General features: G+C 67.5%; 17 protein-coding genes. 11 read left to right on the top strand and 6 right to left on the bottom strand.

The features are described 5' to 3' along the window. Positions 1-11: 11 nt before the first annotated feature. From BDW41_RS00500 to BDW41_RS00480, 5 genes are all read left to right on the top strand, one after another. The gene (locus tag BDW41_RS00500) at positions 12-572 is read left to right on the top strand and encodes an NADPH-dependent FMN reductase (protein WP_074547571.1); all 561 of its coding nucleotides are present in this window, start codon (positions 12-14) and stop codon (positions 570-572) included. 19 nt (positions 573-591) lie between these two features. Then, positions 592-1,335, top strand: coding sequence for an S-methyl-5'-thioinosine phosphorylase (locus tag BDW41_RS00495; protein WP_074547572.1), 744 nt, complete (start codon positions 592-594; stop codon positions 1,333-1,335). A gap of 161 nt (positions 1,336-1,496) precedes the next feature. Next, complete coding sequence (locus BDW41_RS00490; RefSeq protein WP_019465945.1) at positions 1,497-1,703, top strand: cold-shock protein; 207 nt, start codon at positions 1,497-1,499, stop codon at positions 1,701-1,703. 90 nt (positions 1,704-1,793) lie between these two features. Beyond that, positions 1,794-2,822, top strand: a complete 1,029-nt coding sequence (locus BDW41_RS00485) for a N(4)-(beta-N-acetylglucosaminyl)-L-asparaginase (RefSeq protein WP_074547573.1) — start codon at positions 1,794-1,796, stop codon at positions 2,820-2,822. Continuing rightward, a complete protein-coding gene (locus BDW41_RS00480) occupies positions 2,822-3,556 on the top strand; it encodes a copper homeostasis protein CutC (RefSeq protein WP_074547574.1) in 735 nt (244 codons plus the stop codon). Before BDW41_RS00485 ends, BDW41_RS00480 begins: the two co-directional genes overlap by 1 nt. Positions 3,557-3,583: 27 nt before the next feature. Here BDW41_RS00480 and BDW41_RS00475 read toward each other — a convergent pair whose 3' ends face one another. From BDW41_RS00475 to BDW41_RS00455, 5 genes are all read right to left on the bottom strand, one after another. Beyond that, complete coding sequence (locus tag BDW41_RS00475; RefSeq protein ID WP_074547575.1) at positions 3,584-5,353, bottom strand: ABC transporter transmembrane domain-containing protein; 1,770 nt, start codon at positions 5,351-5,353, stop codon at positions 3,584-3,586. Between the two features lie 105 nt (positions 5,354-5,458). Then, positions 5,459-6,055, bottom strand: coding sequence for a YigZ family protein (locus BDW41_RS00470; RefSeq protein WP_074547576.1), 597 nt, complete (start codon positions 6,053-6,055; stop codon positions 5,459-5,461). Beyond that, positions 6,048-6,914: a hypothetical protein gene (locus BDW41_RS00465; protein ID WP_074547577.1), complete on the bottom strand. Its 867-nt coding sequence runs from the start codon at positions 6,912-6,914 to the stop codon at positions 6,048-6,050. The genes BDW41_RS00470 and BDW41_RS00465 overlap by 8 nt, the downstream gene beginning before the upstream one ends. Continuing rightward, positions 6,911-7,465 carry an RNA polymerase sigma factor gene (locus BDW41_RS00460; RefSeq protein WP_074547578.1) on the bottom strand — a complete coding sequence of 185 codons (555 nt, stop codon included), beginning with the start codon at positions 7,463-7,465 and terminating at the stop codon, positions 6,911-6,913. Before BDW41_RS00460 ends, BDW41_RS00465 begins: the two co-directional genes overlap by 4 nt. 177 nt (positions 7,466-7,642) lie before the next feature. Beyond that, entirely contained in the window at positions 7,643-9,076 is a 1,434-nt protein-coding gene (locus BDW41_RS00455) for a phospholipase (protein ID WP_074547579.1), read from the bottom strand. Between the two features lie 145 nt (positions 9,077-9,221). On the opposite strand from BDW41_RS00455, the gene BDW41_RS00450 reads away from it, so the two are divergent. After that, complete coding sequence (locus BDW41_RS00450) at positions 9,222-9,977, top strand: YdcF family protein (protein ID WP_083337571.1); 756 nt, start codon at positions 9,222-9,224, stop codon at positions 9,975-9,977. Between the two features lie 174 nt (positions 9,978-10,151). Beyond that, positions 10,152-11,915 (top strand): chloride channel protein, encoded by a 1,764-nt coding sequence (locus BDW41_RS00445; RefSeq protein ID WP_074547678.1) that lies wholly within the window; start codon positions 10,152-10,154, stop codon positions 11,913-11,915. A 54-nt stretch (positions 11,916-11,969) separates the two neighbouring features. Here BDW41_RS00445 and BDW41_RS00440 read toward each other — a convergent pair whose 3' ends face one another. Then, positions 11,970-13,028 (bottom strand): NAD(P)-dependent alcohol dehydrogenase, encoded by a 1,059-nt coding sequence (locus BDW41_RS00440; protein WP_074547580.1) that lies wholly within the window; start codon positions 13,026-13,028, stop codon positions 11,970-11,972. Between the two features lie 175 nt (positions 13,029-13,203). Here BDW41_RS00440 and BDW41_RS00435 point away from each other — a divergent pair, with 175 nt between their 5' ends. From BDW41_RS00435 to BDW41_RS00420, 4 genes are all read left to right on the top strand, one after another. After that, complete coding sequence (locus BDW41_RS00435) at positions 13,204-14,142, top strand: AraC family transcriptional regulator (protein WP_074547581.1); 939 nt, start codon at positions 13,204-13,206, stop codon at positions 14,140-14,142. Positions 14,143-14,204: 62 nt separating this feature from the next. Continuing rightward, positions 14,205-14,798 carry an HAD family hydrolase gene (locus BDW41_RS00430; RefSeq protein ID WP_074547582.1) on the top strand — a complete coding sequence of 198 codons (594 nt, stop codon included), beginning with the start codon at positions 14,205-14,207 and terminating at the stop codon, positions 14,796-14,798. Positions 14,799-14,985: 187 nt separating this feature from the next. After that, positions 14,986-15,729: a CPBP family intramembrane glutamic endopeptidase gene (locus BDW41_RS00425; protein ID WP_199535242.1), complete on the top strand. Its 744-nt coding sequence runs from the start codon at positions 14,986-14,988 to the stop codon at positions 15,727-15,729. 60 nt (positions 15,730-15,789) lie between these two features. Then, a complete protein-coding gene (locus BDW41_RS00420) occupies positions 15,790-16,497 on the top strand; it encodes a DUF4386 domain-containing protein (protein WP_074547584.1) in 708 nt (235 codons plus the stop codon). Positions 16,498-16,617: the final 120 nt, after the last annotated feature.

Below are 16,617 nucleotides of genomic sequence, written 5' to 3'. Positions count from 1 at the left end.
GGGAGTGAGCAATGAACGTTCTGGGGATTTCCGGCAGCCTGCGGCAGGCTTCGTTCAATACCGCGCTGCTGCATGCGGCGCAGGAACTGGCGCCGGCGGGGATGAACATCATCATCCATCGCCTGCACGACCTGCCGTTGTTCAACCAGGACGTGGAAGAGCAGGGTGATCCCGCACCCGTCGTGGAGTTCAAGCAGGCCATCGAGCGCGCGGATGGCCTGCTGTTCGCCTGTCCCGAGTACAACGGCGGCATCACCGGTGTGCTGAAGAACGCCGTGGACTGGGCCTCGCGCGCGGGCAAGGCGGGCAAGGTGGCGGCGCTCACGGGCAAGACCATCTGCATCGTTGGCGCAAGCCCAGGCATCACCGGCACGGTGCGAGCGCAGGACCAGCTTCGCCTCGTGCTGCGCAGGGCAGGCGCCCGCACCGAACCGCAGGGCGACGTGCTGGTGTTCCAGGCGCATACCAAGATCATCGATGGCCGCCTCGCCGACGACCGCACGCGGGAGGCGCTGGGCCGCCATCTGCAGAGCTTCGCCGAGCGGCTGGCCGCCTCCATCAAAGACTTTTGAATCCAGACAGGAACGCATCGTGAGCATCGACCTGGCCGTCATCGGCGGCAGCGGCTTGTACAACTTCCCCGGGCTCGAGAACACTTCGCGCCATGCCCTCGACACCCCATATGGGCCGGCATCGGGCGACGTGGTGACCGGCGACTTCGCCGGCCGCAAGGTGGCCTTCCTCGCGCGTCATGGCGAGAGCCACACCATCCCGCCGCACCGTGTGAACTATCGCGCCAACCTGTGGGCGCTGCACTCACTGGGTGCGCGCAAGGTGGTCGGCGTGAACGCCGTGGGCGGCATCCGCGGCGACATGGGCCCACGCGTCATCGTGGTGCCGGATCAGGTCATCGACTACACCCATGGCCGCTACACGAGTTTTTGCGACGTGGAGGGCGCCGAAGTCCGCCATATCGATTTCAGCGAGCCCTACACCGAATCGCTGCGGCGCGAGCTGATCGCTGCCGCCGGCAAGGCCGGCATCGCCGTCGTTGACGGCGGTTGCTACGGCGCCACGCAGGGCCCGCGCCTGGAAACACGTGCGGAAATCGCCCGCATGAAGCGCGACGGCTGCGACCTGGTCGGCATGACCGGCATGCCCGAGGCCGTGCTCGCCCGTGAGCTGGAGATGGATTACGCCTGCCTTGCGCTGGTGGCCAACTTCGCCGCCGGCTGCGGAGACGAGGCGGAAATCAGCATCGAGGAAATCTTCGCCCATCTGGCCGCGGCCACCGCCGAAGTGCCGCGCATCCTCGGTGTTTTGCTCAAAAGCTGAGCAGCCGGTAGGGGTTTTAACGTGCCAGGGCATCCGCCGTATTGCGCTTTGGCATAAAACATGTTGATACTTCTCCGGTGCCAGGGGCGGCGGACCAAGGGGTCAAGGTGATTCAGCGCTATACCGTGGTGCATCCAGTCCATGATTCAGAGGTTCACGCAATGCGTTTCGGTACGGTCAAGTGGTTCAACGACGCCAAGGGTTTCGGCTTCATCGCGCCTGAGGACGGTGGGGAGGACGTGTTCGTCCACTTTTCGGCGATCAACGCCAAGGGCTTTCGCAGCCTGCAGGAAGGTCAGCGCGTGAAGTTCGAAGTCACCACGGGTCCCAAGGGTGCCCAGGCTTCGGGCGTCGAGATCGCTGGTTGATTTCGGCGAGCCGGCGCTTGCGCCGGTCATCGATGTAGAAGAAGCCCCGCGTCGCAAGGCGCGGGGCTTCTTTCTTTGGGAGAGGGCACGATGGCGGATCGTAGAGATTTTCTGAAAGCGTCCCTGCTGGGTGCTTCGGCGGTGGCGTTGGCCGGTGGGGCCAATGCGATGGCGGACACCAAGGCTGCCGTGCGTGGCGGCGGAACGATGCCGCGCGTGGTGTCGACCTGGGACTTCGGCGTGGCCGCCAACCAGGCGGCATGGGGCGTGCTGTCCAAGGGCGGCCGTTCGCTGGACGCGGTGGAAGCGGGCGTGATGATCCCGGAGGCCGACCTCAAGAATCACAGCGTGGGCCGCGCGGGTTATCCGGATCGCGACGGGCATGTTTCGCTGGACGCCAGCATCATGGACGCCGATGGCAGCTGCGGCGCCGTGGCGGCACTGGAGCACATCGCCCATCCGATCCAGGTGGCGCGACGCGTCATGGAGCGCACGCCACACGTGTTGCTGGTGGGCGATGGCGCGCTGCAATTTGCGCTGGAACAGGGCTTCAAGAAAGAAGACCTGCTCACGCCCGAATCCGAAGCGGCATGGAAGGAGTGGCTCAAGACCGCGCACTACCAGCCCACCGCCAACAGCGAAGTGAAGGACTACGGCAAGACCGGCCTGCCGGGCGGCAAGGACAACCACGACACCATCGGCATGCTCGCCATCGATGCCAACGGCCGGCTGGCGGGCGCCTGCACGACCAGCGGCATGGCGTGGAAGATGCGCGGCCGCGTCGGCGATAGCCCGATCATTGGCGCTGGCCTGTACGTGGATGGCGACGTTGGCGCCGCCACGTCCACCGGCGTGGGCGAGGAAGTGATCCGCAACGTCGGCAGTTTCCTGGTGGTGGAGCTGATGCGGCAGGGCCGCTCGCCGCAGGATGCCTGCCACGAGGCAGTGATGCGCATCGTCAAGCGCCGTCCCGCCGCATCGAAGGATCTGCAGGTGGGTTTCCTCGCGATGAACCGCCACGGCGAGGTCGGCGCCTTCGCCATCCAGCCCGGCTTCTCGTACGCCGTGTGCGATGCGAAGAAGCAGGACGGCCTGCTGCCCTCCAAGAGCGTGTACTGATGGCGCGCCCGCTGCTCGAGATCGCCGCCAACTCGCTGGCTTCCGCCCTGGCGGCGCAAGCGGGCGGAGCGGATCGCGTGGAGCTGTGCACCGGGCTGGAACTGGGCGGGCTCACCCCGTCTGCCGCGCAGATCGCACGCGTGCGCGAACGGCTGAGCATTCCGGTCTACGTGCTTATCCGTCCGCGGGCCGGGGATTTTCTCTACAGCGACGACGAGCTGGCCACCATGCAGCAGGACATCGAGACCTGCCTCTCGATCGGTTGCGATGGCGTGGTGTTCGGCGTGCTCGATGCCGACGGTCGCGTCGACGTGGCGCGTTGCCAGCCTTTGCTGGCCGCAGCGGGCGGCATGGGCATGACGTTCCATCGCGCCTTCGACATGACGCGCGACCTGCCGCAGGCGCTGGAGGATGTCATTTCGCTGGGTGCGGAGCGCGTGCTGACCTCGGGCGGCGCGGCGTCCGCCATCACGGGAGCGGAGTCGATCCGCCGCCTGGTGGTGCAGGCGGCAGGGCGCATCGCGGTGATGCCGGGCGCAGGCATTCAAGCCTCGAACCTTGCGGATCTTGTCCGCACGACCGGAGCGACGGAGTTCCACGCCTCCGCCAAGGCGGTCCATGCCTCGGGCATGCAATGGACCAACCCTTTGCTCACCGATATGGCCGGTGGCGAAATCCGCACCGACGAACAAGAAGTGCGTGCACTGGCGACGGCCTTGGCATCGCCGCCCTGATCGGCGGCGTGCTCCCTGCATCAAGCCTCAGGCGGTGAACTGCAGCCTCGCCAGTTCCGCATAGAGCCCGCCTTCGGCCAACAGGCTTTGGTGCGTGCCCTGCGCGACGATGCGGCCGCCGTCCATCACCACGATGCGGTCGGCGCGCTGCACAGTGGCGAGGCGGTGGGCGATCACCAGGGTGGTGCGGCCTTTCTCGAGACGCTCCAGCGCTTGCTGGATGGCCGCTTCCGATTGCGCGTCCAGCGCGGAGGTGGCTTCGTCCAGCAGCAGCAGGGGTGCGTCGCGAAGAATGGCGCGGGCGATGGCGATGCGTTGCCGTTGTCCGCCGGAAAGGCGCACGCCACGCTCGCCCAGTTCCTCGTCGTAACCCTTGCTCATGGCGCTGATGAAGTCGTGCGCCTCCGCGGCGCGCGCGGCGTCGCGCACTTCGTCGTCGTCTGCATCCTGGCGGCCGAAACGGATGTTGTCGGCAGCGGTGCCGCCGAAGATCACCGTTTCCTGCGGTACCAGCGCGATGGCGCCGCGCAGTTCCGGCAGCGTGAGCGCGCGCAGGTCGACGCCGTCCAGCGTGATGCGGCCGGTCTGCGGATCGTAGAAGCGCAGCAGCAGGGCGAACACGGTGCTCTTGCCGGCGCCGGAAGGACCGACCAACGCCACCGTTTCGCCGGGATGGATGGTCAGGTCGAAGTCGTACAGCGCCGGGCTGTCGGGGCGCGTTGGATAGTGGAAGCCCAGCTTCTCGAAGCGCAGCTCGCCCTGCACGGGTTTGGGCAGCGGCGTCGGTGTGGCCGGGCTGGTGATGTCCGCGCGCTCCTCGAACAGTTCGCCGATGCGTTCCATGGCGCCCGCCGCGCGCAGCACGTCGCCCCATACTTCCGAAAGACCGGCCAGCGAGCCGGCGGCGAAGATGGCGTACAGCACGAACTGGCCCAGCACGCCCGCGCCCAGCGTGCCGGCGATGACGTCGCGCGCGCCGGCCCACAGCACCAGGGTGATGGCGCCAAAGAACAGCACGATCACCGTGGCGGTGAGCATGGAGCGCATGCCAATGCGCTTGCGCGCGGTGGCGAGCGCGCGGGTGATGGCGCTGGCGTAGCGCGTGCTTTCGATGTCCTCGCGCGCATAGGCCTTCACGGCTTGCGCGGCGTTGAGGGTTTCGTTGGCGATGGCGGCGGTGTCGGCGAGGCGGTCCTGGCTGGCGCGCGACAGTTTCTGCACGCGGCGGCCGAACAGGAGGATCGGTAGCATCACCGCGGGAATCACCAGCGCCGTCAGCCCGGCCAGGCGCGGACTGGTCCAGATCATCATGGCGGTGGCGCCCAGCAGCATCACCGCGCTGCGCAGCGCGACCGAGATGCCCGAGCCGAGCAGCGCCTGGATCACCTCGGTGTCGGTGCCCAGGCGCGAGATCAGTTCACCGACGCGGCTGCGCTCGAAGAAGCCCACGTCGAGCCGGATCACGTGCGCGTAGAGCTTCGAGCGCAGCGACGCCAGGGCGCGCTCGCCCAGCAAGGTGATGCAGTAGTAGCGCGCCGCCGTGGCGAAGGCCATCACCAGCGCCACGCCGAACAGGCCGAGGAAGGTGGTGTTGATGGCCGCTGCGCTGGAATGGACGAAGCCCTGGTCGATCATGTGCCGCACCGCCATCGGCAACACGAGCGTGGCCGTGGAGGAGATGGCCAGGAACACCAGCCAGCCCAGCGCGAGTGAACGATGGGGTTTGACGAAAGGCCAGAGGCGCGCGAGCGCGCCGATGCGGCGAGCGGGACGGGGCGGGGCGGCGGTATCGCTCATGGGCTCTCGCGTGCAATGGAAGGGGTTCCCTGCCTCATTCTCCGGGGTTTTGCCGGCCGGCGGGGAGCGTGCAACGTGATCAAGGTGGGGCGGATCGGGAGCGATTCAATCCAGCCGCCGGGCCATGTGCCGGCCGCGGCTGATGTCGGTGACGCGGGCCTGGGCTTCGTCCACGCGGTGCGCCGGCAACTGGATCTCGAGCTCCACGCCCTCGGCGCCAAAGTCTTCGCGCGCGATCTCGGCGTCCAGTTCGCGCAGCCGAGCCTTCAGCAGGGCGAGTTCGGCGAAATCGCAACGCAAGCCCAGCCGCGCCATGGCGACGATGGGTACGCGTTCGGCGCGTCGCAGGCATTCCGCCGCAGTGCCGCCGTAGGCGCGCACCAGTCCGCCCGCGCCGAGCTTGATGCCGCCGTACCAGCGCGTCACCACCACCACGGCACGGTCGATGCCCTGGCCTTCGATGGCTTGCAGGATGGGGCGCCCCGCCGTGCCGCCGGGTTCGCCATCGTCGTTGAAGCGGTAGTCCTGGCCGATGCGATAGGCCCAGCAATTGTGCGTGGCGGCCGGGTCGCTCACCTGCCGCACGAAGGCCAGCGCCTGCTCGGGTGTCTGCACCGGGGCGGCCTGGGCGAGGAAGCGGCTCTTCTTGATCTCCTCGGCATGCTGGCAGGCGATGGCGAGGCTGTGCAGCATGTCACTCATGATCGGGCAGCTGGGCACGCAGATCGTCGGGCAGGGCGATGTCCGGATGGGCCTTGCGGAAGGCCGCGAGCCGCTTCAAGCCCTCGTCGCGACGCTGCAAGGCGAAAAGCTGGCGGATCTTGTCCAGCTCCTGCGACGGCGTATCCGAGGCACGGGACGCCGTCGCGTCCGACGCAGCCATGGGCGCGGGTGCCGCCATGGCCTTCATGGCGGCGGCACGATAGCTCTGGTGTTCGGTTGTGCCGCCTGCCGATGCCGAGTCGGCGGCCACATCAGGCGCTGGCGCCGCCTGGATCGGGGCAACTGGCGCCGGCGGTGCAGGTGCCGCGACGATGCTTTCCTCCGTCATGGCCGGCACGGGCGCGGGGGCTTGCGTGCCGGCCGGCGATGCGACATGCGGGGCCGCTTGCGCCACCACCTTGGGTTTCATGGCGGAGCGGATGTTCTCGCGCTCCAGCTGCGGCGACGGAGCGCTCCTGGCCGTCTCGGTAGGCGGCGGAGCCAGTGGCTGGGGAGCGGCAGCGATTGCCGGTGCCGGCGGCGGTGGCGCCATGGACGGGGAAGCAGGCGCCGCGCTTGTCGGCACGCGGCTCGCGCTGGTGATCTGCGGCACGCTCGAGGGTTGCTGCAGCATGCGCCAGCCCAACCCGGCGGCGACCACGACCATGGCGACGCTGGCCACGGCGATGGGCCAGCGCACGGGTCCACGCCGGGGCGTGGCGCGCACGGCCTCCGCGGCCGCGCGCTTCACCGCGCGATCCAGCTCGGGCGACGGCTCCTTGCGTGGCAGGCTCCGGTAGAGCGCCTTCAGCTCGTCGTCGCCCGGCAGCGCGTCGTTGTCGTGGTCGTGCGTACTCATTCGGCCAACTGCTCGCGCAAACGGTTCATGGCATAGCGCAGTCGCGACTTGGCGGTTTCGCGTCCCACGCCGGTGACTTCGGCGATCTCCTCCACGCTCAGATCGTTTTCCAGCCGCAGCAGCACGGCGGTGCGCTGCTCGTCCGGCAATTGCTCGATGGCGACCTGCAGCCGCCGACGACGCTCGAATTCGGACAGCACATGTTCGGGCTGTTTGTGCTCGTGGGCGGCGGCTTGCTCGAAAACACGCTCCGCCTCCTCGCCGGTGGCGACCGGGCGCTTGCGGCGATGATTGTCGATCAACAGGTTATGCGCGATCTGCAGTAGCCAGGTGGTGAATTTCGCCTGCGGCGTGTAGCGCGTGCGCGAGGCGATGACGCGGCTCCAGGTGTCCTGGAAAAGTTCCTCGGCCAGTTGCGGATCGCGCGCGGTGCGCAGCAGGAAGCGGTACAGCGCCCCGCGATGACGCGCATACAGCGTGTCGAACGCCGACAGCTCGCCGCGTGCATAGGCAAGCATCAGTGTCGCGTCGTCGTCCACGGGGGCGTCCATGGGCAGCGAGGTTAAGGCAAACCGCCCGCGCCGGTAAGCATCAGCGCGCGCAGGCGCGTGAGATGGTCGAGCGGCGACGGGCATGGCGAGGCGGTTTCATCGAAGGGTGCATGTCGATGAAACGCGGCATGGCGCGCGATGGGGTTGGCGGGTGGCGACACGGCGGGGCCATTCGCCTCAGGGAATGATCCCGCCCACCTTCGGGTGGCTGAAGTCTTCGGGCGCGAGCGATTGCGTGAGGCGGAACACACCTTCGCGCACCAGTCGCGGCAGCACCACGTCCAGCACGGTGCTCTGGTGCGGGCCGAGGATCTGGAACAGATCGTCCTTGGCCGCGGTGGAGGCGATGGCATGGTGCACCAGGCCGCTCAGGTCGCTCGGTTCGACGGTGGCGCTGTAGGGGCCATGGCTGGCCGTGGCGGCACGCAGCGTGCGGCGGCTGTTGCGCGGATCGGCCGCGCGCGGTGCGCCGGCCAGCACGGCGTGATTGAAGAAAAAGGTGACCACGTGGCGCTGCCGGCTGTTGGCCTGGCGGTCGAGCATGAAGCCTTGCGGCATCCAGTCGGGATTGGGCGGACTGCCTGCCTTGAGCAGCCAGCGCGCGCCCATCAGCGGCTCGCCACCTTCGTCGGTGAGGCGCACGATCAGCATGCTGCGTGGATCGTGGATGTGCACGCGCGCCGGAAACGGCCCCACGGATTCCAGCTCGACGCGCTGCGCATCGCGCTGTGCGTTTTCGTTGTCGAAGGCATCGCACAGTTGCCGGTAGCCGTCCGCGTGGCGCACCTGCATGCAGCGCAGCAGGGCATCCACCGTGGCTGATGGCGCCGACGCCATCACGCCCTGGTCGGTGCCCGAGTGGGAGGCGCCCGGTATCAGCTTGAACGCCGTGCGCGGCGCGGTGGTGACGTTGAGCGCCAGCGTGCCGGGGTCGCCGTTACTGGCGCGGGCGAGCACCGCATGGCGCGCGTTGAGGTTGGCCGCCGCGATGCGCACCACGCCGTCGGAGCCGTCTTCGCCGGTATAGCTGTTGATGTGGTCGTAGAGCGCGCGGTCCGGGCGATCGCCGGTCAGCACGAACAGGAACTGGTCGCGGCCCGCGGGATCGTCGCCGTGGATGTGGTCGAGGTTGAGCGACAGCGATTCGCCGCTGCCCAGTTCCAGCCAGTCGAGGATGCGCTGCCCGGGCTCCACGCCGCCGGCCCAGGCGCGCACGCGCCCCAGCACGCCCTTGCCGAGCTGGGCCAGCGCGGAGCCAAAGTTGGCCGGCGCCAGCATCATCAGGTGGGTGAGGCGGATGGTGCTGAAGGCATGCGGCCGCTCGCGCTGGGCGCGCAGCCATTCGCGCACCACGGGGCCGCCGGTGGAGTGGGTGATGCAGGCGAAGCTGGCGTCCTGCAGATGCAGGTCGCGCAGCGCGTGGTCGAAGGCGCGCACCACGTCGGGCATGGTCACCGCATCATCGAAGCTCACGTATTTGGACAGCCACAGGTCGGTCACGTCGAGGGCGACGCCCGCCGCCGCGGCTTGCGCCTGCAGTTGCCGGGGCAGGTCGCCATACGTGGATGTGTTGGTCACGCTCCAGCCGTGCACGAAAACGAGTGTGGTCATGAACCGGTTCCCCGCCTTGCTCCGTTGTCTACCCGGCTGACGCCGAGCGTGTCCATAAGCCGACAGAGGGCAGGGATGTGGGCTATCGCCTCGCCGTGTCGTAAGGTCCTAAGATGCCATGCCTTTCATGGAGCCGGGAATCCGCATGCTCACCGTCCTCGTCGTGCTGCTGTTGTTATGCGTGTTGCTGTATCGCCGGCGCTGGCGAAGGACGGGGCATGCGGTGCTGGCATTGACCCTGCTGGTGTTCTTCGGCATCGGTTGCGGTGCGCTGCCGCGCTGGCTGTCGGATAGCCTGCAACACGGCTATGAGGTGAACCCGTCCATCGCATGGGCGCCGCGCAACGCCATCGTGGTGCTCGGCGCGGGCACGGCCGTGGTGGAAGACCGGCCCTTGCAGCCTTCGTTCTTCGTCGACGGTCGCCTGCTGCGCGCCGCGCAGCTGTACGGCGCGTGCAAGGCGGCAGGCAAGGAGTGCCACGTTGTCGCCAGCGGCGGCGATTCGCAGGGCCACGGCGAACCGGAGGCCGTGGTCTACGGCAGGGCGCTGCGTGCGCTGGGCATTCCCGAGGCGGATATCGCGTTGGAATCGCGTAGCATGAGCACCTGGCAGAACGCGCAGTTCAGCCGTCCGATCCTTGCCGGCTACGCGCCCCAGCACATCGTGCTGGTCACTTCAGGCATCCACCTGCGCCGCTCGCTGCTGTACTTCGCCCACTTCGGCATCGTGCCGCAGCCGGTGGCGGGCGACTGGGTCAATGCGCGTCGTGAAGTGGCGCCGGACTCGTGGAATTTTTTCCTGATGGACGTATCGCTGCACGAGTACCTGGGAATCCTGCGCTACCACGTGTACAACCTGCTGGGCTGGAACGCGCCGAAGGCGCCGCCGCTGGCCGCGTGACGCGAAAAATTCCGTTCATTTTCCAGCCAGCTATCGCGCCCGTATCCGCGTAACCTTGCGCGGATTTCCCGCCTACGGGCCCTCCCGATGCACCCTGACACAGCTTCCGATCCGCACTCGCGTGCGGCGCTTTCGCTCGCCCCTTCGCTGGACCCTGCGCTCAGCGACGCGCATATGCCGCGTCGTTTCCGGCCGCTGGGTCGTCGCGTGTCGTGGATCTGTTTCCTGGCGATGGTGCTGGGCTCGGCGGTGGCTGGCGTGGCCCGGCTGCTGACGGGCTTGATCGGCCTGGTGACCAATCTCGCGTTCTATGGGCGCATCAGCAGCGACTTCAGCAGTCCAGCGGGCAATCACCTGGGGCTGTGGGTGATCGCGGTGCCGGTAGTGGGTGGCCTGATCGTGGGCGTGATGGCGCGTTGGGGTTCGCGCGCGATTCGTGGCCATGGCATCCCCGAGGCGATGGAGCAGGTGCTGCTCAACGAAAGCCGGATCCCGCCGCGCATCACCTGGCTGAAGCCAGTGTCTTCCGCCATCGCCATCGGTACGGGCGGCCCGTTTGGCGCGGAAGGTCCGATCATCGCCACGGGCGGCGCGCTGGGCTCGCTGGTCGGCCAGCTGCTGCATGTCACTGCCGACGAGCGCAAGACGCTGCTTGCCGCCGGTGCCGCGGCGGGCATGGCGGCGGTGTTCTCCGCACCCATTTCCGCGGTGCTGCTGTCCATCGAACTGCTGCTGTTCGAGCGCCGCGCCCGCTCGCTGATTCCCGTGGCCCTGGCCGCCGTCATCGGCACCGCGGTGCGCTACGTGCTCGAGGGCAACGAGCCGATGTTCCCGATGCCGCCAGTCGACACGCCTACGCTCAGCGCGGTGGTTGCGTATATCGCGATGGGTGTGGTCACCGGCGTGGCCAGCGTGGGCATCACCAAGCTTGCCTATGCCATCGAGGACGGCTTCGAGAAGCTGCCCATCCACTGGATGTGGTGGCCGGCCATCGGCGGCGTGGTGGTGGGCGTGGTGGGTTACTTCATGCCGGCCACGCTCGGTGTGGGCTACACCAATATCGGTGCGCTGATCGCCGGCCAGATCGGCTTCGCCGGCATGCTGTCCCTGTGCCTGATGAAGCTGTTGTCGTGGTCGGTGGCCCTGGGCAGCGGCACTTCGGGTGGCACGCTGGCGCCGCTGTTCACCATCGGCAGCGCGCTGGGCGGCGTGCTTGGCCTGCTGTGCGTGAACTGGTTGCCGTGGCTGCACGTGGATGCGCGCGTGGCCGCGCTGGTGTGCATGGCGGCGATCTTCGCCGGTGCGTCGCGCGCCTTCCTCACCTCGGTGGTATTCGCGTTCGAGACCACGCAGCAGCCGCACGGCCTGCTGCCCTTGCTTGGTGCATGCGCCGCGGCGTATCTGGTTTCCGGCCTGCTGATGCGCAACACCATCATGACCGAGAAGATCGCCCGCCGCGGCGTTCGCGTGCCCGCCGAATACGCGGCGGATTACCTGGAACGCATTTCCGTGGGCGAAGCTTGCAGCCGGAACGTGGTGAGCCTGCGCGCATCGGAAAGCGTGGGCGAGGTGCGCGCATGGCTCGCCACGGAAGCGGCGCCGGCCAAGCATCAGGGTTTCCCGGTGGTCGATGGCGAAGGGCGCCTGCTGGGCGTGGTGACGCGCAGGGACCTGCTGCGCACGGCGACACCGGCCGAAACATCCGTGCAATCGCTGCTGACGCGCTCGCCCATCGTGGTGCGCGAGGATCACACCTTGCGCGAGGCAGCCGACCACATGGTCGAGGCGGATGTCGGACGCCTCGTGGTGGTGTCGCGCGATGGGCGGATGGTGGGCATCGTCACGCGAGGCGACCTGCTCAAGGCGCACGCCCGTCGCCTGCGCGAGGCGCACGAAGCCAGCCGACATCTGGGCGTAAAAACAAAGCCGGCCACGTAATGGCCGGCTTTGCATGTTGCCCGGGCGGAGCGACCCGCCCGGAACTTCACTTCATCAGGCTGCCTTCAGCGAGGCCATGTCGATCACGAAGCGATAGCGCACGTCGCTCTTGATCACACGCTCGTAGGCGGCGTTGATGTCCTTCATGTCGATCACTTCGATGTCGCTGACGATGTTGTGCTCGGCGCAGAAATCCAGCATTTCCTGCGTTTCGGCGATGCCGCCGATGGCCGAGCCGGCGATGGAACGGCGGCCCAGCACCACCGATGTGGCGTTCACCGGCGGATCGAGCGGCTGCAACTGGCCGACCAGGCACAGCGTGCCGTTGAGCGACAGCGTGTTGAGGTACGGGTTGAGGTCGTGCGGGTTCGGCACGGTGTCCAGGATGAACTCGAACTGGCGCGCCACGGCGGCCATCTGCTTCTCGTCGGTGGACAGCACCACGTGGTCGGCGCCCAGGCGGCGCGCTTCCTCTTCCTTGCCCGGCGAGCGGGTGAACAGGGTGACGTCCGCGCCCATGGCCTTGGCGAACTTCAGGCCCATGTGGCCCAGGCCGCCCAGGCCGATCACGGCGATCTTGCTGCCCTTGCCCACCTTCCAGTGGCGCAGCGGCGACCAGGTGGTGATGCCCGCGCACAGCAGCGGCGCGGCGGCCTTCAGGTCCAGCTTGTCGGAGATGGACACCACGAACTTATCCGACACCACGACGCGCTCGGAGTAGCCGCCGAAGGTGAGCGTACCGTCCTGGCGGTCCTTGTCGTTGTACGTCCAGGTGGCGCCCTGTTCGCAGTACTGCTCCAGGCCGGCCTGGCATGACGCGCAGTGCTGGCACGAGTCCACCATGCAGCCGACGCCCACGGTGTCGCCGGCCTTGAACCTGGTCACCGCGCTGCCCACTGCGCTGACGCGGCCGACGATTTCATGGCCGGGCACCATCGGGAACATGCTGCTGTGCCACTCGTTGCGTGCCTGGTGAATGTCGGAGTGGCACACGCCGCAATACAGGATGTCGATCACCACGTCGTCCGGGCGCGGCGCGCGGCGCTCGAACTGGAACGGAGCCAGGGGCGTGGTGGCGGACTGTGCGGCATAGCCGCGGGTCGGGAACGTCATGGTGTGACTCCTTGGGGACGGAACAGCGAGGTGGCGCAGTATGGGTGTCGGGCGGCGGCGCCGGGTAGCCGGATCCTGCGAAATGATTGCCCGATCCTGCAACATCCGGCCGGAAACACTCCCCAAGCGACGGAGGAACGGGCAAGCTTGCACGGTATAAAAGGGTGGCAAGTCCATGAACGAAAAGCTTTCCCGTCCCGATATTCCGGCGCGCTCGGTGCTGGATGGCGAGGAATTGACAGCGCGGATTGAACGATTGGTGCCGGCCGAAGGCACCTGCGATACGGCCTGGCCGGCCCTGCTCCTATATCGGGCCAACTCGACCGGCGTGCCGGTCTGCGCGATCTACGAGCCCTGTGTCGGTCTTGCCCTGCAAGGCGCGAAGCAGATCCTGCTGGGCCAGCAGACGTTCCTGCATGAGCCGGGCGCATACATGGTGACGGCGGTCGACGTGCCCGTGTCCGCGCAGGTCGTGCGGGCCTCGCCGGAGGAACCGTGCCTGTGCCTGACCTACCGGCTCGACCTGCAGCGCATCCGCGAGCTGCTGCCCGACGTGCAACGACACCGTGGCGCGGCGGTCTCGGCGCCGGGGCTGTCGATGAGCCCGCTGGATGGCGGCCTGCTCGATCCGCTGTTGCGGCTGGTGCGCCTGCTCGACGCGCCGCACGATCTTGCCGTGCTCGGCCCGCTGATCGAACGGGAACTGCTGTACCGCCTGCTCACGGGCGAGCAGGGCGCGCGACTGGCGCAGATCGCCACCTCCGGCAGCCAGAGCCACCAGACCTCGCGCGCCATCGAATGGCTGCGCCGCCACTACGACGAACCGCTGCGCATCGACGAGCTGGCCGCGCGAGTGAACATGAGCGCGTCCTCGCTGCATCATCATTTTCGCGCCATCACCGGGATCAGTCCGCTGCAGTACCAGAAGGAACTGCGCCTGCACGAGGCGCGCCGCCTGCTGCTGGCGGGCCAGTGCGACGTGGCGACGGCCGCGCACCGCGTGGGCTACGAAAGCCCTTCGCAGTTCAGCCGCGAATACAGCCGCCGCTTCGGCGCGCCGCCGCTGCGCGACGTGGCGCGCTTGCGCCAGTCCGAGGCGGAAACCGCCGCCTGAAGGCACTTGACGGTTCGGCGCCGCGTGCCGAGGATGCGCCGCGGCCATCGCCATGGAGCGTCATGAATCTCGCCTTGTTCGATTTCGACGGAACGATCACGACGCGGGAAACGTTCCGCTCCTTCATCGAGTTTGCGGTGCCGCCGCGTCGCCGTGCGCTGGGCACGGCCTTGCTCGCGCCGATGGTGCTTGGTTACAGGCTGGGGTTGGTATCGCCCAGCCTCATGCGCCAATGCGCCGTGCGCGTGGCGTTCCGCGGCGTGCGAGAGGCCGACGCCTTTGCGCTCGGCGAAGCGTTCGCCCGCGAGGTGATTCCCGGCGTGCTGCGCGCGCAGGCGCTGGAGCGGATCCAGTGGCACCGTGAGCAGGGCGACCGGATCGTCGTGGTTTCCGGGGCGCTGGACGTCTACCTGTCCCATTGGTGCCGCGAGCACGGGTTGGAGCTGTTGTGTTCGCAGCTGGAGTCGAGCGATGGCCGCCTGACCGGGCGATATCGCGGCGAGCAATGCGTGAATGGCGAGAAATCGCGTCGCGTCCGCGCCGCCTACGACCTAGCCAGCTATCCCGTGGTGTATGCCTACGGCGACACCAAGGAAGACCACGATCTGCTCGGCATCGCGCATCGTCGGTACTTTCAATGGAACGAATTGACCTAGCGAAGGGCGAACGCCGTTGGACGCCGCGCCCGGTCCACCCGGCGAGGCATCTGTCCCATCAGTCATTCTTGCGGCGGGCAGGCCGCGCGGGTCACAGTGATGCGGTCATCGACTCTGTTCGCGCGCGTCGCGATCGCCAGGAGGGCGTATGCAGAAACCGCATTCGATAGTGGTGATAGGGAAGGCCATGGTCATCGTGGCTGTGCTGTTCGCGGCGCTGAATGTGCGCGATCTGGCCCAGCTGGCGGGTGTCAGGATTCCTGGCTTGCCTATGCCTGTCTTCAGCGGGTCGAGTGCGGACAATCTGCTGGCCGTGGTGTTGGTCGTCGCCGCGTGGCTGGTGTTGCGGCCCAGGCATCCGCAGCTTTCGCTGTGGCGTTCGTTCGGTGTGGCCGGGAGCGGCTGGAAGGCGCCGGTACTGGTGCTGGTGGCGACCGTTCCGTTCTGGATCGGTTGCGCCCTGACCAGCAAGCTGCAGGCGAGCATCGACTGGACAGACTTGCTGTTCACGGCCTTGCTGTTTCCGCTGGCGGAAGAGTTGGTGTTCCGCGGCTTCGGCTTTATCTTTCCGCGCCGATCGCTGGGGTGGCTCATGGCGCCTGCTGTGCTGTGCCAGGCCCTGGTGTTCGGCTGGGTGCACTGGGTGGGCATGCGCGGCAATGACCTGGCCATGCAGGTTTTCCTGATCACGTGCTTCGGCGGCATCGTATTTGCGTTGCTCGATGCCCTGGACGGATACAGGCTCTGGAGTGGACTGGTGTTCCACTGCTCGCTCAACGCCGCCTGGGACGTATTCGACGTGGCACCCACCGCGGCGACCGGATGGCTGGGCAACGCCTTGCGCGTGTTGAGTGCAGTGCTTGCCCTTGGGCTGGTGTGGTGGGTGCGACGTGGCCGAACCAGTCCCGCGCCCGGTTTGGCGGTGACATAGCCGCTCGAAAAGTCCGTGGGGCGCATCGATATGGCGCGCGGATATCAAGGGGGAACGCTCATGGCAGTGCTCAAGCGTGACGCTCGCATCGCGGGCCTGATCTATCTGGCGTTGACGCTGGTGGCGCCATTCCGGCTTGTGTATATCCCGAGTGCGCTGTTCGTCCATGGTGATGCGGCGGCCACGGCGCACAACATCGCGGCGCATGAATCGTTGTTCCGGCTGGGCATCTTCAGTGACGTGCTGACGGGCGCCATCAGCCTGTTCCTGACCTTCGCGCTGTATCACCTGTTCAAGGGCGTCGACAGGAAACTGGCTGGGCTGATGTTCGTGCTCGGCTTCATGGATACGCCACTGTATCTGTTCAATGTATTGAACGACGTGGCGGCCCTGCTTCTGGCGCAGGGCGGCGACTGGCTGGCGTCGTTCGACGTGCATCAGCGCGAGGCGCTGGCCTCGCTGTTCCTGCGCATGCATGGCCAGATGATTTCCTGCGCGGAGATCTTCTGGGGCCTGTGGCTGTTCCCGCTGGCCGTGCTGGTGATCCGCTCCCGCTTCCTGCCGCGTTTTCTGGGTTACTGGCTGGTGCTCAATGGGCTGGCCTATCTCGCGCTGTGCGTGTCGGGCGTGCTGTTTCCTGCCTATGAGGACACGGTGTCGGGCATTGCCTTCCCGCTGCAACTTGGCGAGGTGGTCTTCGTGCTCTGGCTGGTGATCGTGGGCGCGCGCCCGCGTGCCGATGCGCCTGTTGCGTCGCCGCAAGCGTAGCGCGGCGCTCGTCGCAAACTCTTGACCCTGCCTTACGGCACTGGTGACGCCGTGGCGCTTGCCGCATCTATGGCCGTTCGCCCGCGCGTACCGCCGGGCGATTTCCGTGGGGCTTTGCGT

Origin of the sequence: Dyella sp. AtDHG13, from assembly GCF_003201105.1 — a bacterium.
Classification (GTDB): Bacteria; Pseudomonadota; Gammaproteobacteria; order Xanthomonadales; family Rhodanobacteraceae; genus Dyella; species Dyella jiangningensis_B.
The sequence above is the reverse complement of the archived record's forward strand: the minus strand, read 5'-3'. Positions and strand labels throughout refer to the sequence as shown.